Below are 26,761 nucleotides of genomic sequence, written 5' to 3' on the forward strand. Positions count from 1 at the left end.
ACCATTCAGCAACGCTTTTAGTCAAAATAAATATTGCTGATTTTTACAAATTATAAATTGAGAGTTTGAAATTGTATTCATATTGAGAGGATTTGAATTTGAAATGATAGATAATTTTTGGAATGATTTACCACGACCGTTTTTCGTACTTGCACCAATGGAAGATGTGACAGATGTTGTTTTCCGTCACGTAGTAAGCGAAGCTGGTCGTCCAGATGTATTTTTCACAGAGTTTACAAATTCGGATAGCTATTGTCATCCAGAAGGTATGAAAAGTGTACGTGGCCGTTTAATTTTTACAGAAGATGAACAGCCAATAGTGGCACATATTTGGGGAGATAATCCTGAATATTTCCGTCAGATGAGTATTGGTATGGCAGAGTTAGGATTTAAAGGCATCGATATTAATATGGGCTGCCCTGTACCGAACGTAGCATCAAGAGGAAAAGGTAGTGGCCTTATTCTACGTCCAGACGTTGCGGCAGAACTTATTCAAGCAGCAAAAGCAGGCGGACTACCTGTCAGCGTAAAAACACGACTTGGCTTTAAAGAGTTAAGTGAGTGGGAGGATTGGTTAACGCACATTTTCAAACAAGATATTGCGAACCTTTCTATTCATTTACGCACAAGAGAAGAAATGAGCCAAGTAGACGCGCACTGGGAACTAATTCCAGAAATTAAAAAATTACGTGACCGCATTGCACCAAATACGTTAATAACAATCAATGGAGACATTCCTGACCGTCAAACTGGAATGGAACTTGCTGAAAAATACGGTATTGATGGAGTTATGATCGGACGAGGTATCTTCAAAAATCCATTTGCTTTTGAAAAAGAGCCAAGAGAGCATAGTAGTAAAGAACACCTTGATCTTCTAAGACTGCAGCTTGATCTTCAAGATCAATATGCAGAAGTATTACCACGCTCTATCACAGGGCTTCACCGCTTCTTCAAAATTTATGTAAAAGGCTTCCCTGGAGCTGCTGAACTAAGAAATCAATTAATGAGCACGAAATCAACTGATGAAGTGCGTGCGTTGCTTGATAAGTTTGAGGCGAGCGTTGATGTGGTAGAAAATAGTGAAACGGTGTAACTTTTGAAAGTTACACTGTTTCATTTTAATTAAGGTGAACTGTATCATAAGTAAGTGAGGTATTCTATGTAAAACAAGAGTAAGAAAAGAATACAGGAGAAAATCGAAAATGGCGGGTTGGTCTTGATTTTCACTGATATTATCATGTTTATTTTATTATGCCTATAACTTGGAGGCTATGTGAATGTTAAGTGATCAGACGAGATATTCTAGGCTCGCGAATATAACAAAGATAATAAATACAAAATTAGAACTACGTGAAGTATTGCAGCGTGTAACAATGGCGATATCAGAGGAGATTGTTAGGTGCAACGCTGTTGGAATTTATTTACCTCAGGAAGATGGAACATTTAGAGGGTTTGCAGGAAAACCAGAGACCATAAGTGGCGTAACGATTGATACTCAGGTAATTGATCCTGAAATAGATTTACTAGCAAAAGAAGTTATTGAAACAAAAAAAACCATCTATATCCCTGATACCTCAAAGGATAATCGGCCGGACCCGAGACCAGTTGATGCGTTCAAAATTAAGTCCTTATTAGCCCTGCCTATCTCATTTGGGCAAGAGTTATTTGGTCTGGTTTTTTTATTTGATTATGGAACTCCAATGAACTTAACAGATTCAGAAATTCAGAGTGTTGAAGCTTATGTAAATATGGCTGCGGTCGCAATTCAAAACGCAAATAATTTAACACAAAAGGAAAACCTCATTGCCGAGAAGCAGCTGTTACTAAATGTTACCCGTGATTTATCAATGTGTTCCTCGATACAGGAAAGTTTTGATAAATGTTTTTTTTACTTAGGACAGATTTTAGAGAGTAAAAACGTGGCTATCCACCTTTTAGACCCGCTAGACAAAACGACGATTAAAACAACGAAGTTAAGCAAGGACTGTGATTGGGCAGAAGCGTATTGGATGGAGAAAAGCTATGAAGCCAAGATCCAAGAGGTTATTCAAACAAAAAATATAGATAGTAAGGGTCTACTGATGATTCCATTGGTTTCAATGGGAGAAGTATTAGGGGTAATCGTCGTTGGTAAAGAGGGAAAAGCTCACAATTACGATAATTCCCAAATTCAACTGGCAAAATCTATCGTTGATGCTACAGCTCCTACGTTTTCAAACTTGTTATATACGGATCGACTTGAAAGCATGGTGGAAGAGCGAACGAGAGAACTAGCTACTGCTAATGAAAAAGTTACAAGTGTGATTGAAAGTATTACGGATGGATTCTTTACTTTGAATAATAAATGGGAATTTACGTACGTAAATAAGCATCAATATTTTCCACAAAGAAAAACAGCAAAAGATGTATTAGGCAAGAATATACGGGAAGTTTTCCCGAGTAGCGTCGACACAGTCATGTATAAGGAATTTCATCGTGCAATGTCAGAGCGAACTACAGTTCATTTCGAATTTCTCTCTACCTCTGATGAATATTGGCACGAAGTTATTGCATACCCGTATGATGATGGTATTTGTTGTATTTTTAAAAACATAACGGAAAAAAAGCGATATGAGCAGGAATTGAAGAGGTTATCCAACATAGATTTAATAGGGCAAATGGCAGCAGGTATCAGCCATGAGATTAGAAATCCAATGACAACAGTACGAGGATTTTTGCAGTTATTAAAAGAAGAGAGCATCTATGAGAAACATAATAAGTACTTTAATTTAATGATTGAAGAACTTGACCGTTCCAATTCTATTATTACTGAATTTCTCTCAATAGGTAATACAAGGAAATCAGATTTGCAGATGTTCGATTTAAATTCAATTATCCACGATAGTATTCCTTTAATAAAAATTGATACGTATAATCAAAATAAATATATTCAAGTCGATACAAATGACATTCCGGAATTACTTTTAAATCGTAATGAGATACGGCAATTATTAATAAACTTATACCGAAATGGCTTAGAAGCGATGAGCACAGGGAAAGTTCTAACCATTAGTACCTACAAGGAAGGTCAAAATTGTGTGGTGCTTGCAGTGCGGGATCAAGGAAAAGGTATCAGGCCTGAAGTATTAGAGAAACTGGGTACTCCATTTTACACGACCAAAGATAATGGAACTGGATTGGGGTTAGGCATATGTTATGCCATTGCTGCCCGTCATAATGCAAAAATAGAAATTCAAACAGGATCGGAAGGCACTACCTTTTTTGTTAAATTTAATTATGAAAATAATGAACAATAACCTTATTTAGATTAGTTACGGTGAACCGTACCACAAATAAAAAGGAAAACCTAAGTAAACACAATCAATATATTTCACCTGAATTTTGCGTAACATTCATGTTTGAGTTGCCCACTAAATTAGAGTTGCATAAAAAGAAATGGACTAACCTATATCAGGTTAGTCCATTTTCAAGTGTGTTAATTAATAGTAAATCCCCATCCGTAGTTTCGCACGATTATCCCATTATTTTTTGATGTTTTAAAATCATCCCCAAAAGCATTAATCCACCTAAGACTACAAAACCTCCCCCTAAAATGTTAAAGTAGTAACTTAACGACATTAATTTACACATGCTAAAAGCATTATTATAATCAACATTTCAGGAGGAAAAACAATGGCAATGAGCAACAACGATATATTAAAAAGAGTAAGGTACGCTTTAGATATAAGAGATATAGATATGGTAGAAATCTTTGAACTTGGCGGGATGGAAGTAACGAAAGAGGACGTACTTGATATGCTTACAAAAGTAAAGAGAAGTCCACAACATGAAGCGGAAGATGATGATGTAATCGAAGATGAGTACGTATTAACATGCGACATGATGATGCTAGAGGCATTTTTAAATGGATTTATTACTTTAAAAAGAGGGAAGCAAGATCCGAAACCAGGGCAACCGGCACCTGTACAGAGCAAGGAGAGTGCCAATAACCTTCTTCTAAAGAAAATGAAAATAGCACTATCTTTAACGAGTGAAGATGTGCTTGATATATTAGACAGCGTAGGCGTTACGGTAACAAAAGGAGAGTTAGGCGCTCTGTTAAGAAAAAAAGGCCATAAGCATTACAAAGAGTGCGGCGATAGATACGCAAGGAATTTCATTAAGGGATTAGGCGTAAAGTATAGAGGATAATAAGTTCGTTAAAACGGTAAATGATATAATAGGTAGAGTAGGAAGTTTGTATCCTACTCTTTTTTATTTGTAAAAATAATACACTAGGTGATGAAATGGTACATACATATTTAGGTGAGACAATTAATTTTCATATAACTTATAAGAAGAAAAAGTCCGTGCGTCTTTTTGTAGATTCTTACGGAAATGTTGAGGTGCAAGCTCCGAAAGGGACGCCTGTTGAATACTTAGTCCAATTGTTAGAGGAGAAATGGGATTGGATTCAGAAAACACGTAAGGAAATGCAGGAGAGAGTGCGTGGTCCACAGGAAAAGGCTTATGATCAAGGAGAGGGGTTTCTGTATTTAGGGCATACATATCCGATACAGATTTCTCAAGATGCAAGTATAGAGCAAGATAACGCGGTGTTTGAAGGGGATAAGCTACATATTTATGTGAAAGAATTTAAGGATGAGAAAATACAACAAGCTTTAAAACGATTTTACTATAAGCAGTGTAAGGCGTTAGTAGAGAAGAGTATTAAAGCACATCAAAATAACTTTAAAACAAAACCGCGTTCTATTCGTATTACAGATAGTAGTCGTACGTGGGGAACTTGTGATTCAAATCTACAGCTAACATTCAATTGGAAGTTAGCGATGGCGCCACAGCGGGTAATTGACTATGTAGTCGTTCACGAAATGTGCCATATGGTTCATTTAAATCATGATCGCTCTTTTTGGCGCCTTGTCGGGAAGATAATGCCTGATTATAAGGAAATGGAGAATTGGTTAGCATTATCTAGTTGGAAGATGACGGTTTAGTAGGGAATATCGATTTTTGTCGGTAAAGCGATATTTCTTATCGAACCGTTGATATAATTTCATTTATCAAGGAATTTTTCAATGGGGAGAAAGTAAAAGGAGATGTCACAGCAGACATCTCCTTTTTGTCGGGCGTAGGAACTATCGTCCAAACTTCACAACGAAATCTCCATCCACTTTCTCCATCTCATATCCACGATACCCCTCTGAAAGTAACGTTTGCTTTTCACTAACATCACTCATCGGAACATCTTTAATATCCGTCCAATTGTTTTCTTTATCCCCACGCAATTCCTTCACAAAAACATACCGCATACTACCACCATACTTCTCCTTCAATGCAGCAATTTCCATCCCTTGCGCAAATTTATCCTTTAAACTAGGAATGTTAAAAGGTGCAACGGTGCAGCAAACATAATCATATTTGCTGTCTTCTTTTTGTAATTCATCCATAATGACTGTGGCTAATATTTTTTGCATCCCATTTCCTCGGCAGTTCGGATGAACGTTTGATATTTCTTGATAGATGACGCGGTGTAGTTCGTTTTCTGATAAGCCAATATCAAGTCCTAAATGTTCATCATCAATAGGAGGGACGAGCAGGGCACGAAATGCGATGAGTTCGTTTTCGATAAAAGCACCGATCATCATGCCGTTTCCTTCTAGAATGTATTGAAATTCTTCCAGTGAGAGCGGTTGTAAACGACCTTTATCTTCTAATGCTTCAACTACAACATTTTGTAATGATAAAATTTGTTCCATATGTTCTAAAGATAGTAATGTAACGTGAAATGGATCGTTATTTTGTTTTAATGTTCCTTCGTATAGAACTGTCATGTGTTAGTCCTCCTTTAGCGTACAACGTCTTGAAAGACGATTAGTTCTTGTAATGTATCTTCGTTTATTTCAATGCCGAGTCCTGGCTTTTCGTTTAAGCGAATGAATGGTACGTCGTAATGTAAGTTCCCGATGTCTTTCGTGAACTTTAATGGTCCTGTAAGTTCGACGCTCGTAATGATTTTTTTCGAGAAAGCGACATGGAATCCTGCAGAAGAGGCAACGGATGATTCGACCATGGATCCAACTTGGCATTCAATGCCTGCCATTTCAGCTTGATGAGCGAGTTTTACAGCGGGATATATGCCGCCGCATTTCATTAGTTTTATATTTACTTTATCAGCTGCGTCTAATTTAATAATTTGGCGCATTTCACGAGAGCCTTTTAATCCTTCATCAATCATGAGCGGAAGGTCTGTTTTATAACGAATATGAGCCATTGCGTCAATATCATCCGCTATAACAGGTTGCTCAATCCAATCGATGTTTAAATGTCCTAATGAACGAAGTGCCGTTAATGTGTTTGCGCTATTTTTCCACCCTTGGTTTACATCAACGCGAATCGCGATATCACTTCCTACACGTTCACGTACTGCTTCAATTCGTTTTACATCTTCTTTTACATTTGTACCGACTTTCATTTTGAAAGATTGGTAACCTTTCTGAATCATAGAGACAGCTTCTTCAGCCATGTCTTCTGGGTCTGCGATACTTAAGACGTGAGTGACAGGAAATTCTTCATGGTAGCGCCCGCCAATTAATTGATATACAGGTTGGTTTAATTTTTTGCCCATTATATCAAAACAAGCAATATCTATCGCAGCCTTCGCAGTAGGTACACCGTAAATTGTATTGTCCATCATATCGTGTATTTTCTCGATGTTCATTGGATTTTGTCCAATGAGCGTAGGAGCTAGTGTATGTTTTAAAGTATGGAAAGTACTTTCCCATGATTCGCCTGTAACGTGATCATCAGCAACGCCTTCACCGTAACCGATAACGCCGTCATTTGTTTCCATTTTGATGATAATAGAAGGCATATCAGAATAAGAACCATAACTAATAACAAACGGATCGCGAAGCGGTAAACGAATTGCATAAAGGTGAATAGCTGTAATTTTCATTGGGTAGAGACCCCTTCCTGTTTACAATAGTTTTGTACATTTGATATAGTTGACGTTAAATAGTCGTTAATTAATGATAAGGAGTTAGAGAAATGATGATAAAAATTGCAGTTGTCGGTTCAAAGGAGTTTATGGAGAATCTTTTGCCTATTGCTCATAAACTAGAAGAAATAGAGATTGATCCATATATTTACCTTCATCCGGCGGAATCTTCGGAACTTTTAAAGCGTTTAAAGCCTTGTGATTTCATCTTTTTCTCAGGTGCTTTACCTTATTATATGGCAAAAGAAATAAGAGAACAATTAAGAATTCCAAGTACGTACTTACAGCAAGACGAGGCAACTGTCGCATCTTCCATTCTTTCTGTCATGTATCACCAACGTATTCAACCACATAAAATTTCAATTGATTTAGTAGACCGCTCATTCATTATAAATGTGTTCCATGATATCGGTATAAAAGAAAGTCCACAAGTGTTTGATTATGAAAATATGCTTTGGAGTAAAGATGAGATAAAGAGAGTTATTGATTTTCATGTAGCTAAATATCAATCTGGAGATGCTCATTTAGCTTTAACTAGTATTCACGCTGTCTATGATGAACTTCAAAAAATAGGTATTCCTTCAGAGCGTATGATAGATCCGAAGCAATCCATTATACATGGGTTAAAAGATGCGAAAATAAAAGCTGAGTTAGCAAAAAGCCATTCAGCTACTGTTGGTGCTTGTATGATTTCTTCTTTAAAATTACGAGAAGGTTTGCTTGAGCAATTAGATGTCATTTCAAAAGAACTACGTGGTTCATTTAAAAAAGTTGATGAAATGACGTTCATTTTGTATACGACTCGTGGTGATATTGAATCGATTATAAAAACAAATATGATAAATAATTTATTTGCGAGTATAGAAGGAACGATAGCTATTGGATTTGGTTACGGAAAAACTGTGAAGGAAGCAGAGCAAAATGCTAAAATCGCTCAAGGTTTCGCGAAGAATAATCCAATAGACCACTGTTTTTATATACTAACAAGTGATAAAGAACTATTTGGTCCGTTCCCGAAAGAACAGAGAGTACAAAGTTTGAAGAATGACAACCCAGAACTAATGAAAATAGCGAAGGAAACGAAACTTAGTCCAGCAAACTTGTCAAAAATTATTCAATTTAGTCAATCGCATCCGTCATTGAAGTTTACAGCAGCAGATCTTTCTGAATACTTACAAGTGACTCGGCGATCAACAGAAAGGTTATTAAAGAAACTAGTTGATTATAGATATGCTCATATTTGCGGCGAGGAAATGCCCTATCAACAAGGGCGCCCTCGCGCAATATATGAACTGAATTTACCGTTATCTTTAAGCTTCTAGTTGAGCCTTTTGTTTTTTTAGTAGTTCTGCTTTTTCAATATCTGATAGTTTCGTAATTGTGAGACCAGTTATGCCGTAAATGATTGAAATAATAGGTACGATGAAATTCAATATAGCATAAGGAGCATATTCGAATGCGCCAACTCCAAGTGTTGCGAGTATGAATACACCACATGTATTCCAAGGTACGAAAACAGAAGTTAATGTTCCGCCATCTTCTAATGCTCTGGATAAATTTTTAGAATGTAGTCCTTTTTCTGTGTATGCATTTGCGTACATTCTTGAGGGAACAACAATCGAAATATATTGTTCAGAGCAAGTAAGATTTGTTGCAAAGCAAGATGCGATAGTAGAAGCGATAAGTCCTTTTGCTGATGTCGCTAATTTTAAAATTTGATTTACAATTGAGCGAAGAATACCAGTATGTTCTAGTACTCCTCCGAAAGTCATAGCAACAATTGTCATAGAAACTGTATTCATCATCGAATCTAAGCCACCGCGGTTAAAGAGTTCGTCTACTAGCTTGTTTCCAGTGTCTATGACAAATCCATTTTGGAGTGCACCGACAGATGCGGAGACAGAACCGCCTTGAATAAAGACTTGTGATAAGAATCCTAAAATAATACCTACAAGAATAGCTGGTATAGCAGGAACTTTTTTAGCGACCAATACCATAACGACTACGGGTATGATTAATAGGAAAGGCGAGATAACAAAGTTTTGTTGCAATACTTGTAATGTTTGCTCTATGCTTTTTGCATCAATATTGTTAGCGCCAAAGCTTCTTCCTAAGAACGCATAAACGATAAGAGTAATAATTAAACCTGGAATTGTAGTAAATAACATATGACGAATATGTGTGAATAAATCTGTATTTGTTAATCCTGCGGCTAAGTTTGTTGTGTCTGAAAGCGGTGACATTTTATCGCCGAAATAAGAACCGGAAATGATAGCACCGGCAACCATTGGAGCTGGGATTCCCATACTTAGGCCAATGCCCATTCCTGCAACACCAATTGTTCCCATTGTAGACCAAGAGCTACCGATAGCTAATGCAACAATAGAACAAATAATTGTAATTGAGACTAAAAATAGTGATGGAGTTAAAAGATTTAAACCGTAATAAATCATTGTTGCGACGATTCCGCCGCCAATCCAAGCACCGATCGTTAAACCTACTAGAATAATGATAACGATAGCGGGTAATGCGAGGCGAATTCCTTTATACATTGCTTCTTCAATGTCGTTCCATTTGTAACCGTAACGCCAGGCAACGATAGAAGCAACGGTTGTACCGATAATAAGTGGGACGTGAGGGCTTTGTTTTAATACAACAATTGTAACCATCATAACTGCAACTGTAATGATAATAGGGATTATTGCTACGCCAAAAGGTATTTCTTTTTTCATAAACTGCCTCCTCATTATGTATGTTTGTATTTTTAGAATTGTCGCAAAATAGACGTTTATTAAGTTATAATAACTAAAAATACATGTAAGCGTCAATAAAAAACAGAAAATAAGGAATGTTCTATCTGTATAAAGTGAGTTGTCGATAGTATTTAAAAATAAATAATTGACTTTTTTCTTAAAATTCAATATGTTCATAAAAACATCTGTTTTTCATAAGTATAATTAACCTGAATGGTTTGTAATTTGGGAAGGAGAATGTGGCTTTGAAAACATTAGAACTACAAGAGCGTTTAATGGAAATTTTTCAGCATTTGCATGAAAACCCTGAAGTGAGTTGGAAAGAGTATGAAACGACAGCGTATATTACTAACTTTTTAAAAGAAGAAGGAATTTCATATAAAACATTTGATGATTGTCCAGGCGTAATCGCTGAAATCGGAAGCGGGAACCCAGTTATTGCGATTCGTGCTGATATGGATGCACTATGGCAAGAAGTAGACGGAGAATTTAAACCGAATCATTCATGTGGTCACGATGCTCATATGACGATTGTAATGGGTCTTATTTTACAATTGAAAAATATGAGATGGGATAGTGGAACGGTTAGATTTATTTTTCAACCGGCAGAGGAAAAAGGAAATGGTTCTTTAAAGATGGTAGAGAAAGGCGCCGTGGATGATGCTGATTTCTTATTTGGTGTTCATTTAAGGCCGATTGAAGAACTGCCTTTGAAACAAGCTGCCCCATCTATTCGTCACGGAGCAGCAGGATTTTTAGAAGGGTTGATTCACGGAGATGATGCACATGGGGCACGCCCGCATCAAGGGATAAATGCGATTGATGTCATCACGATGATTAATATTGGATTGAAAAATATATGGCTACCACCGCAGACGTCGTATTCTGTTAAGATGACGAGATGCCAAGCTGGTGGTGATAATCTAAATATTATTCCAGGTAACGGACATTTTAGTTTAGATGTAAGAGCAGAAAATAACATATTACTAAATGAATTAAAGCAAAAAATAGAGCAAGTAATTCAGTCAGCTGAATCAATGGGATCTAAACTTTCTTATGAGTGGATTGATCTTGCACCAGGGGCTGAAGTGTCAGAAGAAGCTGAGCGCTTTATGCGTAAAGGTATTCTTGAAGTGTATGGGGAAGAGGGATGTACTGGACCACTGTATACGACAGGAAGCGATGATTTCCATTACTACACAGTGAAGAGGCCACATTTAAAAGCTGTCATGCTTGGACTAGGGGCAAACCTACAACCTGGATTACACCATCCGTATATGAAGTTTGACCATTCTTGCATAATGGATGGAGTAGAAATATTGAAACAAACTGTATTGAAAGTATTAGAAAACAGGGGCTAGAAAGCTCCTGTTTTTTTTGTAGGAATTTGTTGTTAAGTCGATATATTCGATTTTGCGATAATATAATTTCGCGTACCAATTAATTTGATAAAAATGAGCATTCAGTACGTGGTGTATAATAATAGTAATATTTCTTAATAGGAGCAAACGAATGAACGAACAATATTACGATGCTGTATTAAATATAAAAACTGTCGGCGAGCAAAAAGGATTTAATAAGTCTATGCATTATCACCGTTATGAACCGACGCCATATAGCGGATTAGATGAGTTATTGAATCAATATGAAATAAGAAGTAGCGACCAGGTTGTAGATTTTGGGTGCGGAAAAGGACGATTAAACTTTTACATGCACCATAAGTGTGGTGCTTCGGCCGTTGGGATTGAAATGAATGAAGAGTTTTATAAAGAAGCAATGGATAATCGTGATCGTTATGCGCGAAAAGTGAGAAACAGTAAAGATAAAATTCGGTTTGAATGCTGTTTAGCGCAGGAATATGAGATTGATCCACGTGATAACCGGTTTTATTTCTTCAATCCATTTTCTGCCCAAGTATTTATGAACGTAGTAAATAACATTTTACTTTCGGTAGAAGAAACGGAGAGAGAAGTAGATATCATTTTATACTATCCTTCTGAAGATTATATTTTCTTCTTAGAGAACCAGACTGCGTTTGAATTGAAGAGAGAGGTTAGATTGCCGGGTGCTTATGAGAAGAATGGGAATGAGAGATTTTTAGTTTATACATTAGGATTATAAAAAAAGCAGGTGCCAAGGCACCTGCTTTTTTTAAACTCACGTCTATATAATTAGTTACGGATTAAGTAATCAAATGCACCTAAAGCTGCGTTTGCACCTGAACCCATAGAGATGATGATTTGTTTGTAAGGATTATTTGTACAGTCACCTGCAGCAAACACTCCTGGTACGTTTGTAGCGCCGTGCTTGTCTGTTACGATTTCACCGCGAGCGCGTTCAACTGTTTCGCCTAACCAGTCTGTGTTTGGCACAAGACCGATTTGTACGAATACACCTTGTAATTCAACGTGATGAACTTCTTCAGTTTCACGATCGATGTAAGAAATACCGTTTACTTTATCAGTACCAGTAATTTCTTTCGTTTGAACGTTTTTCAGAACAGTTACGTTTGGTAAGCTCTTAAGACGCTCTTGTAATACAGCATCAGCTTTTAATTCTGGCATGAATTCAAGAACAGTTACATGCTTAACAATACCTGCTAAGTCGATAGCTGCTTCGATACCAGAGTTACCTCCGCCGATAACCGCTACGTCTTTTCCGATGAATAATGGACCGTCACAGTGTGGGCAGTATGCTACACCTTTATTTTTGAACTCAGCTTCACCTGGTACGCCAACATTACGCCAGCGAGCACCTGTAGAAACGATTACGCTCTTACTTTTCAGAACAGCGCCGTTTTCAAGTTCCACTTCAATAAGTTCTTTTTTCTCTAAACGTTTCGCACGTTGTAGATTCATTACATCGATGTCGTATTCTTTTACGTGCTCTTCAAGACTTGCTACTAGCTTAGGACCTTCAGTGCGTTTTACGCTGATGAAGTTCTCAATGCCCATAGTATCCATTACTTGACCACCGAAGCGCTCAGCAACGATACCAGTGCGGATGCCTTTACGTGCTGCATAAATTGCTGCACTTGCACCAGCAGGGCCGCCACCAACAACAAGAACATCGTATGGATCTTTATCAGAAAGCTCTGATGCATCTGGACCGTTACCCATTTTAGCTAAAATTTCTTCAAGTGTCATACGACCGCTTCCGAAAGATTCGCCGTTTAGGTACACAGTTGGTACTGCCATGATGTCTTTACTTTCTACTTCCTCTTTGAATGCAGCGCCATCAATCATAGTATGTGTAATACCAGAGTTAAGAACGCTCATTACGTTAAGAGCTTGTACAACATCAGGACAGTTATGACAACTTAGGCTGATATAAGATTCAAAATGATATTCGCCTTGAATGTTTTTGATTTGATCGATTAATTTTTGTTCAACTTTTGGAGCACGTCCACTAACTTGAAGTAAAGCTAACACTAATGAAGTAAATTCGTGTCCTAATGGAATACCAGCGAATACGACACCAGTGTCTTCACCAGGGCGATTTACGCTAAAGCTTGGTGTTCTCTCTAATTCAACTTTTTCTACTGTAATCTTAGATGACATAGTAGCTAATTCGTCTACTAGAGCTAACATATCTTTAGATACGTTATCGTCTCCTGCGCTTACTTTAAGTAAAATATCGTTCTCCATTAACTGAAGGTATTGGGATAGTTGTGTTTTTATATCTGCATCTAGTATCATTTTGATCGAACTCCTTAGATTTTGCCTACAAGGTCAAGGCTTGGTTTAAGTGTTGCAGAACCCTCTTGCCATTTAGCTGGGCAAACTTCACCTGGGTTGTTACGTACGTATTGAGCTGCTTTAATTTTGTTAACAAGAATGCTTGCGTCACGGCCGATACCGTCAGCATTGATTTCCATAGATTGGATAATGCCGTCTGGATCGATGATGAATGTACCACGAGCAGCAAGACCTTCTTCTTCCATTAAAACGTTGAAGTTTGTAGTGATTGTGCGAGTTGGGTCACCAATCATAATGTATTCGATTTTGCCGATAGTTTCTGAGCTATCATGCCATGCTTTGTGAGTGAAGTGAGTGTCTGTAGATACAGAGTATACTTCAACGCCTAAGTCTTTTAGAGTTGCATATTGGTTTTGTAAGTCTTCAAGTTCAGTTGGACAAACGAATGTGAAGTCTGCTGGGTAGAAACAAACTACGCTCCATTTTCCTTTTAAACTTTCGTCAGTAACTTGGATAAATTCTCCATTATGGTAAGCATTAGCTTTAAACGGTTTTACTTCTGTGCCGATTAATAACATATTAAAATTCCTCCTAAAGGTTGGTTTTGAGCATCGGAAATTAGTTTGCTCATAAAATATATTTTTTAATTAACTATAATAATTCTAATTCGATATTAATTATCATATAGAAGTGGTTATTTTGTCAAGAGAATAAACCAACTTTATACCAATTTAATTAATATTTATTCTCAATTAAGGCTACTAGGGAATTAAAAGGTAATTTTCAAGTCATAAATTTTCAATGAGTGTTTGAAAGAGTAGTGTGTATGTTAGAGACATGGTGTAAGTATAAATTCTTAGGAAGGAAATATTTCTTAGAAGTTGTAGATTTGAAAAGGAACTGCTTACTTCTATTTTACAAAGAATTGTGAGATAAATAAAACAAAATGTATCGGAATCTTTGTGAACAATTATTGTCATCATAAATATATATAATAAGAAGTATATTGCAATGAGAAATAGAAACATTGACGCTCATTTCTAACAAGATATAATAAAAGCGAGATATGTATTGCAATAGAGAAGATATAGTATAGATTGAAAAAACTTCAGTCTATTATTTTTTACTTCTTTTAGAAAACGTTTACATTTAGTGTGGAGGGGAAACCATGTCTAAGTTCACGAAGTATTTTTTAATGGAAGCTAAAGATGTGATTGCATATGTGCAAGAGAAATTACCTAGGTTCGAGCATGCAAAGGGGCTAAAGTGTAAAGAAATAGGTGATGGTAATTTAAATTATGTGTTCCGCGTTTGGGATGAACAGAAGAACATTTCTGTCATTGTAAAGCAAGCTGGGGATACAGCGCGTATTTCAGATGAGTTTAAGTTGTCGACGAATCGAATCCGTATAGAATCAGATGTTTTGCGATTAGAAGGAGAGTTAGCATCTGGACTGGTGCCAAATGTATATTTGTTTGATAGTGTGATGAATTGTTGCGTGATGGAAGATTTATCAGATCACACAATATTGCGTACAGCACTCATAAATCATCAAATGTTTCCGAGGCTTGCTGATGATTTAACTACTTTTATGGTAAATACTCTTCTATTAACATCAGATGTTGTAATGAATCATAAAGAGAAGAAGGAACTCGTGAAAAATTATATAAATCCTGAGTTATGTGAGATTACAGAGGACCTCGTATATTCAGAGCCGTTTACAAATCATAATAAACGCAACGAATTGTTTCAATTAAATGAGGGTTGGATTAGAGAGCATATTTATAGTGATAAAGAACTTCGTATGGAAGTAGCAAAACTTAAGTTTTCTTTTATGACGAATGCACAAGCGCTACTTCACGGTGATTTACATACTGGTTCTGTTTTTGTAAAAAGTGATTCTACAAAGGTTATTGATCCTGAATTTGCTTTTTATGGACCTATGGGATATGACGTTGGGAATATAATGGCAAATTTAATGTTTGCATGGGTGAATGCAGATGCAGTGATGCAATCTGGTATGGAGAAAGATACATATATGAACTGGCTAGAATCTACCATGATTGATGTAATTGATTTATTTAAGAAGAAGTTCTTAGATGCTTGGGATATTCATGTGACAGAGGTTATGGCGAAGGAAGAAGGCTTTAACCAAGTTTATTTACAATCTATATTAGAGGATACAGCTGCAGTGACGGGTCTTGAGTTAATTCGTCGTATTGTTGGTCTAGCGAAGGTAAAGGATATTACTTGTATGGAGAATGATGCAGCGCGTGCTAGAGCGGAGCGAATTTGTCTTAAGGCAGCGAAGAAGTTTATTTTACAAGCGAATCGATATAAAACAGGTAGCAGCTTTGTAGAAACGTTAAGAAAACAAATGCATAGTGCGAAATAAGGGGAGAAGATGATGGCAGAGCAATTAATACCAATTCAGTGGAAAGATGATGCTTTAGTGTTGTTGGATCAAACGGTATTGCCGAACGAAGTAGTCTATGAATCTTTTAAAACGGCTGAGGGTGTTTGGGATGCGGTTCAAGTAATGAAAGTACGAGGAGCGCCGGCAATAGGTGTTTCAGCAGCCTATGGTGTGTATTTAGGGGTAAAGGAAGTTGCTGAAAGTTCGGCGGAAGAATTCATAGAGGAAGTAAAAAAGGTATGTGCATATTTAGCAACCTCAAGACCGACGGCAGTAAATTTATTTTGGGCACTTGAAAGAATGGAAAGTGTAGCGAAAGAGAATGCTCACTTATCAATTGTGCAGTTGAAAGATAGATTATTAGAAGAGGCAAAAGAGATTCATAGAGAAGATGAAGAAATTAACCGTCAAATTGGAGAACACGCATTAACATTATTCCGTGATGGCATGGGAGTATTAACGCATTGTAATGCAGGGGCGTTAGCAACGACGAAGTACGGTACTGCGACAGCTCCAATGTACTTAGCGAAAGAAAAAGGATGGGACTTAAAAATCTATTCGGATGAAACACGCCCTAGATTACAAGGTTCAACGTTAACAGCATTGGAACTACAGCGAGCGGGAATCGATGTAACGGTCATTACAGACAATATGGCAGCAATGGTCATGTCACAAGGGAAAATTGATGCGGTAATCGTTGGATGTGACCGCGTAGCAGCAAACGGGGATGTAGCAAATAAAATTGGAACATTAGGCGTATCTATTTTAGCTAAATACTACAACATTCCGTTTTATGTAGCAGCACCAACACCGACAATTGATTTGAAAACACCGACAGGAAAAGAAATTCCAATTGAAGAAAGAGATGCTTCTGAAGTAATCAATCGTTTCGGACAATATTCTGCTCCGAAAGAAAGTAAAGTATATAATCCGGCATTTGATGTTACGCCATATGAAAATGTAACAGCGATTATTACGGAAAAAGGGATTGTGGAAGCGCCGTTTACAGAGAACTTAAAAAAGCTATTTTAGTAAGTAGATATATAGTCAGTCATCATAAGCTTCATACTTAGGGGGATGTATATGTTATTACAAAACGAAAGAGAAGAAATTGTAGCGTATGGAAAGAAAATGATCTCTAGTGGTTTAACAAAGGGGACTGGGGGTAATATTAGTATTTTCAATCGTGAACAAGGTCTTGTTGCGATTAGCCCAAGTGGTTTAGAGTATTATGAAACAAAACCTGAAGATGTAGTAATATTAAACTTAGATGGTGAAGTAGTAGAAGGTGAGAGAAAACCGTCAAGTGAACTAGATATGCATCTGATTTATTATAGAAATCGTGAAGATATAAATGCGCTTGTGCATACACATTCACCTTATGCGAAGACGATTGCGTCATTAGGATGGGAACTTCCTGCTGTATCGTATTTAATTGCTTTCGCAGGCCCGAATGTGCGCTGTGCACCGTATGAAACATTTGGTACGAAGCAATTAGCAGAGGCTGCTTTCGACGGCATGATTGATCGCCGTGCTGTTTTACTTGCGAACCATGGTTTAATGGCCGGAGCGAATAATATAAAAATGGCATTTACTGTTGCGGAAGAAATTGAGTTTTGTGCGCAAATTTATTATCAAACGAAAAGCGTCGGAGAGCCGAAATTATTGCCAGAAGATGAGATGGCGAATTTGGCGAAGAAGTTTGAAGGGTATGGGCAGCAGTAGAATGAAAAAACACCCTCAAGATTTTACTCTTGAGGGTGTTTCTATGCCTTCTTAAGCAACAAATACATAAAGTAAGGGGCACCAATTAAAGCAACGACAATACCTGCGGGGATGCCGTTAGGTTCGACGATATTTCGTCCGATTGTATCCGCTAGTAGCAATAACCACCCGCCGATTAAAACGGCGATTGGCATGAAGATTTGATGCCTTGGACCTACTAAAGATTTTGCGATATGAGGAGCCATTAGTCCAATAAAGCTAATTCCTCCTGTTACAGAAACAGCAGCGGCAGCAAGTGCAACGGCTGCGATTAATAAGTATCTTCGTTCTTTTTCAATTTCAATTCCAACACCGATTGCGACTGGCTCGTTTAGTGCTAGTATATTTAATCGATTTGCTTTATAGAAGACAAATGGGATTAATACGATTAGCCATGGAAGCATTGCTAAAACAAATGTCCAGTCATCTCCCCAAATGTTTCCGGCAATCCATTTTGCGATAAAGTCCACTTTCATACGATCAGCGGATGAAATAAGGACAATCATCGCTCCAGATAGTGCAAATGAAAAACCGATACCGGTTAATGTTAATTGTATTGGCTGAAGGCCTGTGGATTTGCTATATGAAAATACGTAAATTAGAACAGCTGTTAGAAACGCACCGATAAATCCAACGACTGGTAGTAAGTAAAGAAATGAACCTACGTCTATTGGGAAGTATAAAAAGAAAACAGCAACAGCGACTCCAGCTCCAGAATTGATTCCGAGAATACCAGGTTCAGCTAAATCATTTCGGGTAATGCCTTGCAGGATAGCCCCTGATAAAGCGAGAGCCATACCAGCTAATAATGTAATGACAATTCTAGGTAGTCGTAAAGAATATAAAACGAATTCTTCTTTAAATGTACCTTGTCCCATCAGCGTTGGGATTAACCTGTCATAGGAGAGGGCGGCAGAACCGAGCCCCATTCCAATTACAATAGTTGTGATGGTAAGTATAAGTAATGCGAGTATGATAAGACGTTGTTTCTTTAGAATAGATTGCATCATGAGAAAGTTCTTCCTCCTTTACGTACAATGAATAGGAAGAATGGTAATCCTACAATTGCGACGATTGCAGCAACTGGTGTTTCGTACGGAGCGTTAATTGTACGTCCGATTGTATCTGCGAGCAGCATAAAGGAAGCACCAGCGATCGCTGACATTGGTATAACGAAACGGTAGTCTGGTCCAACGATTGGACGAACCATATGCGGTATCATTAAGCCGATAAAAGCCATGTTTCCGACAAGTGCTACAGAAGCGCCAGCAAGCAAGATAATAATGATAAATAAAATCGTTTTAATGACGATAATTTTTTGACCAAGTCCAACAGCAACTTCTTCACTGAAACTAAGGACTGTCAATTTCCTTGCAAGTAAAATAGCGATAAATATACTTATTGAAATAACAGGAATAATAATTTTTAATTGGCTCCAAGTCGTTCCAATTACGCCCCCAGCCGTCCAAAGTGATACATCTTGTGAAATTTTGAAGTAAATGCCGACGCCTTCTGAAATTGCAAGTAGAAATGCTGAAACTGCAGCACCCGCTAATACAATTCGAAGAGGGGAAAGTCCGCCCTTTTTCACCATGCCAATTCCAAATACCATAATAGCGCCAATTGCAGCACCGATAAAGCAAGCTAGTGTTAAGTAAAGGTAGCTTATAGAAGGGTTGAAAGCAAGTGTTAGTGCAAGTGCAGCATTTGCTCCACCAGATAGCCCTAATAATCCAGGATCTGCAAGTGGATTTCGTGTTAATCCTTGCATAATTGCTCCAGAAACAGCAAGTCCAGCTCCTACAAAAACAGCGGCAACTTCACGTGGTAAACGTATTTCGCGAATAATAGATATTTTGTCTCCTTTAGCGGAGGAAGTGAGTGCTAACCATACATCTTTTATAGAAGTATCTGCAGCACCTAACACCATTGCGAACATAAAAATAAGAAAGAATGCAATGATACTCAAAATTAATTTGTATGTAAAAGCCATGGAACGTGGATTATCGTGATCTTTTGTCATTCGTTTCACATCTTTTCTTTTCATAGAATAAAGGAAGAGGAATTCTTAAATTAAGAATTCCTCATGTTTGTATTATTGACCAAGAAAGCTCTTCTTGAAGAAGTCTAGCTGGAAATCTAATGTAAGTGGATCATTGAAATAGAATTCCATCATGTTCGCTTCATATACACGATTATTTTTTACTGCTGGAATGTTTTTATATGATTCTGTCTCTTGGAATGAGTTATCAGTATCTTTGTTTTTACTTACGATTAAGTAATCACCAGCGAACTCAGGTAATACCTCAGTAGATAATGCGTAGTATCCTTCTTTTAAAGCTTTTTCTTTTACTTTTTCAGGCATTTTTAATTTCATTTCTTGGTAAAGAATTTCTGTTCCACGGCCCCAGTTTTCGCCGTATACATAAAGCTGTTTGTTGAAGTTTTCAACAACAGAAACTGTTGCATCTTCACCGATTTTAGCTTTAATGTCTTTTCCAGCTGTTTGTGCACGTTTCTTGAAATCATCAACCCAAGTTTTTGCTTCTTTTTCTTTATTTAATAATTTACCGATTTCTAAGTGTTGTGTTAAGTAATCAACTTTTCCGTAAGTGTATGTTACAGTAGGAGCGATTTTCTTTAACTTATCAACATTTTTAATATTAGATAAACCAATGATTAAATCTGGATTTAATTCTGCAATCTTTTCAACATTCTCATCTGATACTTCAGCAACATTTTTAAGCTTGCTATCAAAACGTGGGTTTTGTTTAGACCATGAATCTACCCCAACAAGATTTACACCTAATGACATTACGTTACCAGCGAATGATGATAGGACAACAACACGTTGTGGATTTGCTGGAACTTCAACTTTACCATTTTCAGATTGGTATGTAATTGTTTCTGACTTCTTACCTTTTGCGTCGTTCTTCTTGTCTGTTGAACCATTGCTACAAGCACTCATAACAAGGACGAACAGAACTGTTAGTGAAATAAATAATTTTTTCATCGTCTTTCTCCTTTGGATAGATGATATGTGATATACAATAAATTGTTTAACTGCAATCTCTTTGAAAGAGTAGTGGTAATACAAAAGTCTTGAATATGAGATTTTACAATATAGTATTGACCATATTAATGAGAGAAGATGTAATCTCACAGTTGCTAATAATTAACAAATTGATAATGATTATCACTATTGATTCTTTAAATAATATAATTTTATATAGGTGTATTGTCAATAGTAATTTTGATTGTAAATTTTGCGGAAACAGGTTATATTTTATTGAGAATGATAATCAATGACTAATAGCTGAGGAGTGAACACGAATGAATCAAGAAGAATTGTTTGATGTAACCGTGATAGGCGGAGGGCCTGCGGGGCTTTATTCAGCTTTTTATAGTGGACTAAGAGAGATGAAAACGAAAATAATAGAATTTCAACCACAGTTAGGTGGTAAAATACATGTTTATCCGGAGAAAATGATTTGGGATATTGGCGGATTATTACCGGTTACTGGCGAGAAATTAATTGAGCAACTTGTACAACAAGGATTAACATTTCAGCCTGAAGTTGTATTGAATACAAAAATAGAATCAATTATTCGTAATAAAGATGGTATTTTTACGTTGAAAACAAGCAATGGTGAAGAACATTTTTCAAAAACGGTGATCGTCGCAACTGGGAGTGGTATATTGAATCCACAAAAGTTGTCAATTGAAGGTGCGGAGAGATTCGAAGTCTCAAATTTAAATTATACAGTTAAATCGTTAAAACGTTTCAAAGATAAAACGGTAATTATTTCAGGTGGAGGGAACTCTGCAATTGATTGGGCAAATGAATTAGAACCAATCGCGAAAAAAGTGTACTTAACATATAGAAAAGAAGAATTATCTGGTCACGAGGCACAAGTTAAACAACTTATGAATAGTTCAGCAGAATGTTTCTTTAATACATCGATTACAAAATTAATTGCTGGTGATAACCATGAAACGATTGAATATGTAGAATTAACAAATCATGAAACGGAAGAGGTTTCTCAGTTATCTATCGATGAAGTTATTATTAATCATGGATATGAACGTGACATTACATTATTGGAAAATAGTGAGCTAGATGTCGCAATTGTAGATAATTACTTTATTGCAGGGAATGCAAATAGTGAGTCCTCGGTAGACGGATTATATGCTGCTGGAGATATTTTAAAGCATGACGGAAAATTACATTTAATTGCAGGGGCATTCCAAGATGCTGGAAATGCTGTGAATAAAGCGAAACAATTTATTCAACCAGATGCAAGTGAGTATGGTATGGTTTCTTCTCATAATGAGGTATTTAAGAAGAGAAATCGAGAATTGATTAAGCAGATGATAAAATAATAAGGTGAAACTTTAATTAGTGGGGGGCCATCCCCCTACTGATTATCAGCCCGCACCAATCGGGCTTTTATTTCCCACAAATAGCGGGATAAAGGAACAAGTATACCCCCACTTACTTCTCTATTCGATTAGATGAGAGATGTAAGTGGGGGTTTTCCTGTTTACTATATTTTCAATCATGATAATGACACCGGTTTCATTAGTTCATGTGACATGAACGTTTTATTTGTAATCTCTCTAGAAAACAATGAATCTAGGATTGGTTTATGCTGTCCCTTTTTCCTGTTCATTAGGAAATGGCATATTTAGTATAGACGCAATGTATTGTTTTCCGTGTTTTCGAGCTAATGATTCTAATATTTGGCGAACGCGTTTTGTAAGATGACCTTGTTTTTTTATAGCCTCACAATATGCGTCATAGAAAACGTATTTAGCCCAAAGGAAATCATCTTGTTGGAATAAGAAATGATTTTTGTACCATTCGCCAATTGTATGATAGCAATTGTTTTCATGTACTGCTGCACTTTGTGAAAGAATACGATCGGATAAAGAATTAGATAGATGAGAAATTGTGTTGTCTGTTTCAACTCGTAATGTTTTTTCTAACATTGTAATGATGTGACGAGTAGCCATATGTTAACTCTCCTTTGTGTAAATGGGTAATACCATTCTATATTTAAAAAAATACTTACTATACTATTATACAATATATGGAATGCATCTACCTGCTTTTTAATTTGTATTTACAAAATCTTTTTTATTTGTTTACAAAAATAAAGTAAGATACAGTATATATATGAAAAAATAATAAAGGAATGAACACATTGTATATAACGATAGAAGAGGCTGCGGAGTATTTGAATTTACCCAAATCGTACGTTGAAGATTTAATTCAGCAAAAGAAAGTTCGTGCACTGTTTGATGGAGAGCAATATTTAATAAACAAGGAACAGTTTAATACACATTTAGAACAAATGGAGAAATATAAGCAGTTAGTGGAAGAAATATTAAACGAACCAATTCCAGAAGATATGGATGTTAAAGACGAAGATTAAATTTATAAAAAGCCCCCGTATTAAGATATGCAGAAATGTATCTTAATACGGGGGCTTTTTATATTAAGGGGTGAAAAAGTCATTCAAAAACTTAGAGTTACTTTAAGGGAAAGAAGATTTTATAGGGATTAGTACTATTAGTTAAAAGCATATTTTTTCATAGCGGGGACAAACATAGCGAACATAACCTGTACAGATACATATACTATCAGTGCAAAAGCTTATAAATTAATGGAAGGGGTTTTCTCGTGAGTTTATTTAATTGGGATTTTTTGGAAAATTTAATTGGATCTTATGTAAGAATAAACAGAGGTGGACCAGAATCTCAAAAAGGAGCAATAGTATCAGTATATGCGGACTACTTCGTATTACAGAATGAAAAAGGAGAGTACCATTACTACCAGCTTCGCCATCTGAAAAGCATTACAAAAAATACGAAAGATGGTGGGATAGGTGATTCCGTATGGTCGGAAGAAGACAGTGCGGAAGACTTTGAAACGCTACTTCAAGGCTTCAAATACCGCTGGGTGAAAATTAATCGTGGCGGTCCAGAGAAAATTGAAGGTATTTTACAAGATGTTTCTAGCGATTATGTAACGTTAATTATAAAAGAAGAAGTTGTATTAATTGCACTATCTCATATTAAAAGTGTTAATTATAATGCACCAGTAAGTGGAGAGAGCGATGAGAGTAGTGATGAGAGTAGCGATGAGAAAAGTAATGAAAACAGCAATAATTCAAGTCGAGCTCGTGCACTAAGACAATCAAGTAGAGGAAGATAATACAGAAAGGAGGGTATGAACTTGAAGAGTGTAGTAAGCTGTGATCAAATCAAAGGTTTAGTCGGTGAGAATGTAAAAGTAAATCTTCGCGGACCGGAAAGTCGAGTAGGTGTACTGTTATTGTTAGGAAAAGATTATCTTACACTACAATTACCCCATGGAGAATTAGTGTATTATCAGCTGAAACATGTGAAGAGTCTAGTCAGGAAAGTGAAAGAAGCACAAGGAGAATATGGTTCATGTTTCTATGCTGATGAAGATACTTTTTTAGATGTATTAAATGACTTGAAGTATAAATGGATAAAGATTAATCGTGGTGGACCAGAGTGTGTGGAAGGTTTATTAAGTGATATACATGATGGAAGTATTACACTAGTAAACGGTGATGAGGTCATTTATGTAATTAATTCTCATATTAAGAGTGTGAGTCAAGTAGTTAAAAGTAAAAAGAATGAAGAAGAATAATGTTTAATAAATAAGAGGGGCATTATGATTGAAAGTGAAGAACGATTTCATATTTCGCTGCAATAATTTCGCGGTATATGAAAAAGAATTCTTACTATTAAAAGACAGAACATTGCCCCTGATTATTTTTTTGAAATGGAAGACAGAAAAGCGCAATTTCATAGAAAGGAGGATATAGATGAATGAGTTAAACAAGAACATTGGGGAAAATATATACGTTAAATTAATCGGTGAAAAAAGGTTTAGAGGTATATTAATTGATGTAGGAAATGATATTGTAGTTCTTTACAATGGACAAGACTATGTGTATATATCTTTATACCATGTCCAATATTATAAATTTTTGAGAGGGCATGATGAAGAAATATTAAAACCAGATGTGGACTCTGTAATTAAGAGAGAATCACCTTCAATTTCTTTGAGGAAAGTATTAAGCACATCTAAAGGGATTTTTACAGAAATTTATGTGGCAGGAAATGCTCCAATACACGGTTATGTTACAAGTGTAATGAACGATTATATTGTTTTTTATAGCCCGGTTTATAAAACGGTATATATATCTTTAAAGCATTTGAAATGGTTAATTCCTTATAAAGAGAACCAAGTACCTTATTCCCTCAACAAAAATGAACTCCCCGTAAATCCATTAAATATTACTTTAGCTAGAACATTTGAAGAACAGCTTATTAAAATGGCTGGGAAAATTATGGTTTTTGATTTAGGTGAGGAATATAACAAAATCGGAAAGATGGCGAAAATTGATGAAGGACATATTGAAATATTAAAAGCACGTGACGCAAAAATGTATGTGAATATTCAACATGTGAAATCTGTCCATTGTCCGTAAGCTAGTTTAAAGGGCTGGCTTTTTCTTTTATATATGTGGAAGAAAAGGTCGAGCTTATTTTTTTACCGTTATTTGGATATGAGGGGGGAAGTGAATTGAATATATAAGTATGTTCCTGTTTTTACTTATAAAGAGGTAACCTTGTACTACATTATAAAAAAAGATGTACGAGCTACTTTTTGTTGTATTCAATTCACTTTTTGAGTAAGTGCTGCTCAACTAATTTATTAAAGGGGTTTTATTTGTGGAGCAGTTTCCAAATTCGTTTTCGATTACGTTGCTTGGCAGTGCTGGTGGAGCAGCAAAAGCAGTGTTAGCAATTTTGAATCAAGCGGTAGTAAATGAAAAAGATCCAATTTATGACGTCATAAAGAATGTGAATTTTCATTTGGTGGATATAAAACAAAAAGATAAAAGTTATTATGATGAGTTGTTTCCAAATTTGAAAGAGCAATTTTTTTTATATGAAATAAATCTTCAAGATGTAGTCAAATTTAAACAACATTTAAAAGAAAAAGGAACGAAGGTTGTTATTGATGTTTCAGGCGCAGATACGATTAGGGTACTGAGTTGTTGTAATGACCTTGGTATTTGTTACATTAATTCGGCTTTGGAAAATGAGGCAGTAGATCAAGACGATAGTTTACTTGGTTTTCAGCTTACGGAAAGGTATACGAGGTTTGAGAAGGAGAAAGAAACATTTACAAATACAAGAGCGATTATAGGCTCGGGTATGAATCCTGGTGTTGTTCAATGGATGGTTGTTGAACTTATGAAAGAACGTCCAAATGAAAAGCCACGAGCATGCTATATTGTAGAACATGATACTTCGTTTTTGAATGATAAAGGGCTAATAAAACCTCATACACTTTATGCATCATGGGCAGTAGAGCGTTTTCTTGATGAAGCGATATGGAGTTATCCTATGTATATGAGTCATCATCGTCCACTTTACTTTTATGAGGATGTATATGCTTCAGAGTATAAGGTAAAGTTAGGTGAAAAAGAATTTTACGGTTGCTTAATGCCGCATGAAGAAGTTTTAATTTTAGGGAAATCTTTTAATATGGAAGTTGGTTTTCTTTATCGGATCAATGAGTATACAACAAACTTAATTAGACAGAACTTAGATAAAGTAGAAGATTTATGGAATTGGAATCGTAAAGTATTTAATCCAGCAGAAGAAGATATTGTAGGAGAAGATTTAGTCGGTGTGTTACTCGTTTATGAAAATGGCGAGACATACATGTATAATGTAATGAATAGTAGCCAAGTTTTTCAAAAATATAAAACAAATGCGACTTACTTCCAAGTAGGGTGTGGAATTTATGCTGGCTTATGTAGTTTACTGTTAGATGCTTTTGGACAAGGTGCTTATTATGTAGAAGAATTATTATTAAATACTGAAAGTAAGTATGGGGAATATTTAAATTTATATATGAAGGATTTTGTAGTAGGGCATAATGATTTTACAGATGGATTACTACATGATAGGGTAAGAATGATATAAAATGTGACTAAAAAGGAAGGAGGTGTATATCTCCTTCCTTTTTAGCATTAGAAGGTTAATATTGCCCTGAAAGCAATTTCATAATTATAAT

The 26,761-nt window shown here is 36.2% G+C and carries 25 protein-coding genes; 16 read left to right on the forward strand and 9 right to left on the reverse strand.

Features of this window, described 5'->3' with window-relative positions; all coding sequences use genetic code 11:
- The first annotated feature begins 103 nt into the window (after positions 1-103).
- From BAU23_RS23665 to BAU23_RS23680, 4 genes are all read left to right on the forward strand, one after another.
- Entirely contained in the window at positions 104-1,093 is a 990-nt protein-coding gene (locus BAU23_RS23665) for a tRNA dihydrouridine synthase (protein ID WP_016128254.1), read from the forward strand.
- Between the two features lie 184 nt (positions 1,094-1,277).
- Positions 1,278-3,296 carry a GAF domain-containing sensor histidine kinase gene (locus BAU23_RS23670; protein WP_000947581.1) on the forward strand — a complete coding sequence of 673 codons (2,019 nt, stop codon included), beginning with the start codon at positions 1,278-1,280 and terminating at the stop codon, positions 3,294-3,296.
- A gap of 376 nt (positions 3,297-3,672) precedes the next feature.
- A complete protein-coding gene (locus BAU23_RS23675) occupies positions 3,673-4,191 on the forward strand; it encodes a YehS family protein (protein ID WP_071735249.1) in 519 nt (172 codons plus the stop codon).
- 95 nt (positions 4,192-4,286) lie between these two features.
- Complete coding sequence (locus BAU23_RS23680; RefSeq protein ID WP_071735250.1) at positions 4,287-4,994, forward strand: M48 family metallopeptidase; 708 nt, start codon at positions 4,287-4,289, stop codon at positions 4,992-4,994.
- Positions 4,995-5,135: 141 nt separating this feature from the next.
- On the opposite strand, the gene BAU23_RS23685 is transcribed toward BAU23_RS23680, so the two are convergent.
- Both BAU23_RS23685 and BAU23_RS23690 read right to left on the reverse strand, forming a co-directional pair.
- A complete protein-coding gene (locus BAU23_RS23685) occupies positions 5,136-5,831 on the reverse strand; it encodes a hypothetical protein (RefSeq protein ID WP_000217536.1) in 696 nt (231 codons plus the stop codon).
- A gap of 14 nt (positions 5,832-5,845) precedes the next feature.
- Positions 5,846-6,955 (reverse strand): mandelate racemase/muconate lactonizing enzyme family protein, encoded by a 1,110-nt coding sequence (locus tag BAU23_RS23690; protein ID WP_071735252.1) that lies wholly within the window; start codon positions 6,953-6,955, stop codon positions 5,846-5,848.
- A gap of 92 nt (positions 6,956-7,047) precedes the next feature.
- Between BAU23_RS23690 and BAU23_RS23695 the strand changes: the two genes are divergently transcribed.
- Positions 7,048-8,319 carry a hypothetical protein gene (locus BAU23_RS23695; RefSeq protein WP_000972822.1) on the forward strand — a complete coding sequence of 424 codons (1,272 nt, stop codon included), beginning with the start codon at positions 7,048-7,050 and terminating at the stop codon, positions 8,317-8,319.
- On the opposite strand, the gene nhaC is transcribed toward BAU23_RS23695, so the two are convergent.
- A complete protein-coding gene (gene nhaC / locus BAU23_RS23700) occupies positions 8,308-9,729 on the reverse strand; it encodes a Na+/H+ antiporter NhaC (protein WP_000711536.1) in 1,422 nt (473 codons plus the stop codon). The two genes, BAU23_RS23695 and nhaC, sit on opposite strands and share 12 nt — an antisense overlap.
- Positions 9,730-9,995: 266 nt before the next feature.
- On the opposite strand from nhaC, the gene BAU23_RS23705 reads away from it, so the two are divergent.
- Complete coding sequence (locus tag BAU23_RS23705; RefSeq protein WP_000853502.1) at positions 9,996-11,111, forward strand: M20 peptidase aminoacylase family protein; 1,116 nt, start codon at positions 9,996-9,998, stop codon at positions 11,109-11,111.
- Positions 11,112-11,262: 151 nt separating this feature from the next.
- Positions 11,263-11,871 carry an SAM-dependent methyltransferase gene (locus tag BAU23_RS23710; protein ID WP_001005656.1) on the forward strand — a complete coding sequence of 203 codons (609 nt, stop codon included), beginning with the start codon at positions 11,263-11,265 and terminating at the stop codon, positions 11,869-11,871.
- 50 nt (positions 11,872-11,921) lie between these two features.
- Here the strand turns inward: BAU23_RS23710 and ahpF are convergent, their stop codons facing one another.
- Positions 11,922-13,448, reverse strand: a complete 1,527-nt coding sequence (gene ahpF, locus BAU23_RS23715; RefSeq protein ID WP_071735254.1) for an alkyl hydroperoxide reductase subunit F — start codon at positions 13,446-13,448, stop codon at positions 11,922-11,924.
- A 14-nt stretch (positions 13,449-13,462) separates the two neighbouring features.
- On the reverse strand, positions 13,463-14,026 hold the full coding sequence (gene ahpC, locus BAU23_RS23720) for an alkyl hydroperoxide reductase subunit C (RefSeq protein ID WP_000924419.1): 564 nt from the start codon (positions 14,024-14,026) through the stop codon (positions 13,463-13,465).
- 590 nt (positions 14,027-14,616) lie between these two features.
- Here ahpC and mtnK point away from each other — a divergent pair.
- The 3 genes from mtnK to BAU23_RS23735 are packed head-to-tail and all read left to right on the forward strand — an operon-like array spanning position 14,617 to position 17,589.
- Complete coding sequence (mtnK, locus tag BAU23_RS23725) at positions 14,617-15,843, forward strand: S-methyl-5-thioribose kinase (protein ID WP_000033233.1); 1,227 nt, start codon at positions 14,617-14,619, stop codon at positions 15,841-15,843.
- A 12-nt stretch (positions 15,844-15,855) separates the two neighbouring features.
- Positions 15,856-16,896, forward strand: a complete 1,041-nt coding sequence (gene mtnA / locus BAU23_RS23730) for an S-methyl-5-thioribose-1-phosphate isomerase (RefSeq protein ID WP_000840491.1) — start codon at positions 15,856-15,858, stop codon at positions 16,894-16,896.
- 51 nt (positions 16,897-16,947) lie between these two features.
- Positions 16,948-17,589: an L-fuculose-phosphate aldolase gene (locus BAU23_RS23735; RefSeq protein ID WP_000926609.1), complete on the forward strand. Its 642-nt coding sequence runs from the start codon at positions 16,948-16,950 to the stop codon at positions 17,587-17,589.
- A 41-nt stretch (positions 17,590-17,630) separates the two neighbouring features.
- On the opposite strand, the gene BAU23_RS23740 is transcribed toward BAU23_RS23735, so the two are convergent.
- The 3 genes from BAU23_RS23740 to BAU23_RS23750 are packed head-to-tail and all read right to left on the reverse strand — an operon-like array spanning position 17,631 to position 20,641.
- Positions 17,631-18,638: a FecCD family ABC transporter permease gene (locus tag BAU23_RS23740; RefSeq protein WP_071735256.1), complete on the reverse strand. Its 1,008-nt coding sequence runs from the start codon at positions 18,636-18,638 to the stop codon at positions 17,631-17,633.
- Positions 18,635-19,675 (reverse strand): FecCD family ABC transporter permease, encoded by a 1,041-nt coding sequence (locus BAU23_RS23745; RefSeq protein WP_000823045.1) that lies wholly within the window; start codon positions 19,673-19,675, stop codon positions 18,635-18,637. The genes BAU23_RS23740 and BAU23_RS23745 overlap by 4 nt, the downstream gene beginning before the upstream one ends.
- A 48-nt stretch (positions 19,676-19,723) precedes the next feature.
- Positions 19,724-20,641 carry an iron-hydroxamate ABC transporter substrate-binding protein gene (locus BAU23_RS23750; RefSeq protein WP_000732562.1) on the reverse strand — a complete coding sequence of 306 codons (918 nt, stop codon included), beginning with the start codon at positions 20,639-20,641 and terminating at the stop codon, positions 19,724-19,726.
- 320 nt (positions 20,642-20,961) lie between these two features.
- Between BAU23_RS23750 and BAU23_RS23760 the strand changes: the two genes are divergently transcribed.
- The gene (locus BAU23_RS23760) at positions 20,962-22,011 is read left to right on the forward strand and encodes an NAD(P)/FAD-dependent oxidoreductase (protein ID WP_016128264.1); all 1,050 of its coding nucleotides are present in this window, start codon (positions 20,962-20,964) and stop codon (positions 22,009-22,011) included.
- 264 nt (positions 22,012-22,275) lie between these two features.
- Here BAU23_RS23760 and BAU23_RS23765 read toward each other — a convergent pair whose 3' ends face one another.
- Positions 22,276-22,644, reverse strand: coding sequence for a hypothetical protein (locus tag BAU23_RS23765; protein ID WP_000235488.1), 369 nt, complete (start codon positions 22,642-22,644; stop codon positions 22,276-22,278).
- Between the two features lie 182 nt (positions 22,645-22,826).
- Between BAU23_RS23765 and BAU23_RS23770 the strand changes: the two genes are divergently transcribed.
- The 5 genes from BAU23_RS23770 to BAU23_RS23790 all read left to right on the forward strand — a co-directional run bounded on the left by BAU23_RS23770 (position 22,827) and on the right by BAU23_RS23790 (position 26,670).
- Positions 22,827-23,066, forward strand: coding sequence for a helix-turn-helix domain-containing protein (locus tag BAU23_RS23770; RefSeq protein WP_002074296.1), 240 nt, complete (start codon positions 22,827-22,829; stop codon positions 23,064-23,066).
- Between the two features lie 248 nt (positions 23,067-23,314).
- A complete protein-coding gene (locus BAU23_RS23775) occupies positions 23,315-23,848 on the forward strand; it encodes an LSm family protein (protein ID WP_000051836.1) in 534 nt (177 codons plus the stop codon).
- A 21-nt stretch (positions 23,849-23,869) separates the two neighbouring features.
- Positions 23,870-24,313, forward strand: coding sequence for a hypothetical protein (locus BAU23_RS23780; RefSeq protein WP_000844288.1), 444 nt, complete (start codon positions 23,870-23,872; stop codon positions 24,311-24,313).
- Between the two features lie 178 nt (positions 24,314-24,491).
- Positions 24,492-25,160 (forward strand): LSm family protein, encoded by a 669-nt coding sequence (locus BAU23_RS23785; RefSeq protein WP_001004264.1) that lies wholly within the window; start codon positions 24,492-24,494, stop codon positions 25,158-25,160.
- A 244-nt stretch (positions 25,161-25,404) separates the two neighbouring features.
- The gene (locus tag BAU23_RS23790; RefSeq protein WP_000434709.1) at positions 25,405-26,670 is read left to right on the forward strand and encodes a hypothetical protein; all 1,266 of its coding nucleotides are present in this window, start codon (positions 25,405-25,407) and stop codon (positions 26,668-26,670) included.
- The last annotated feature ends 91 nt before the right edge of the window (positions 26,671-26,761 follow it).

Origin of the sequence: Bacillus nitratireducens (genome assembly GCF_001884135.1) — a bacterium.
In the GTDB taxonomy this organism is placed as follows: domain Bacteria; phylum Bacillota; class Bacilli; order Bacillales; family Bacillaceae_G; genus Bacillus_A; species Bacillus_A nitratireducens.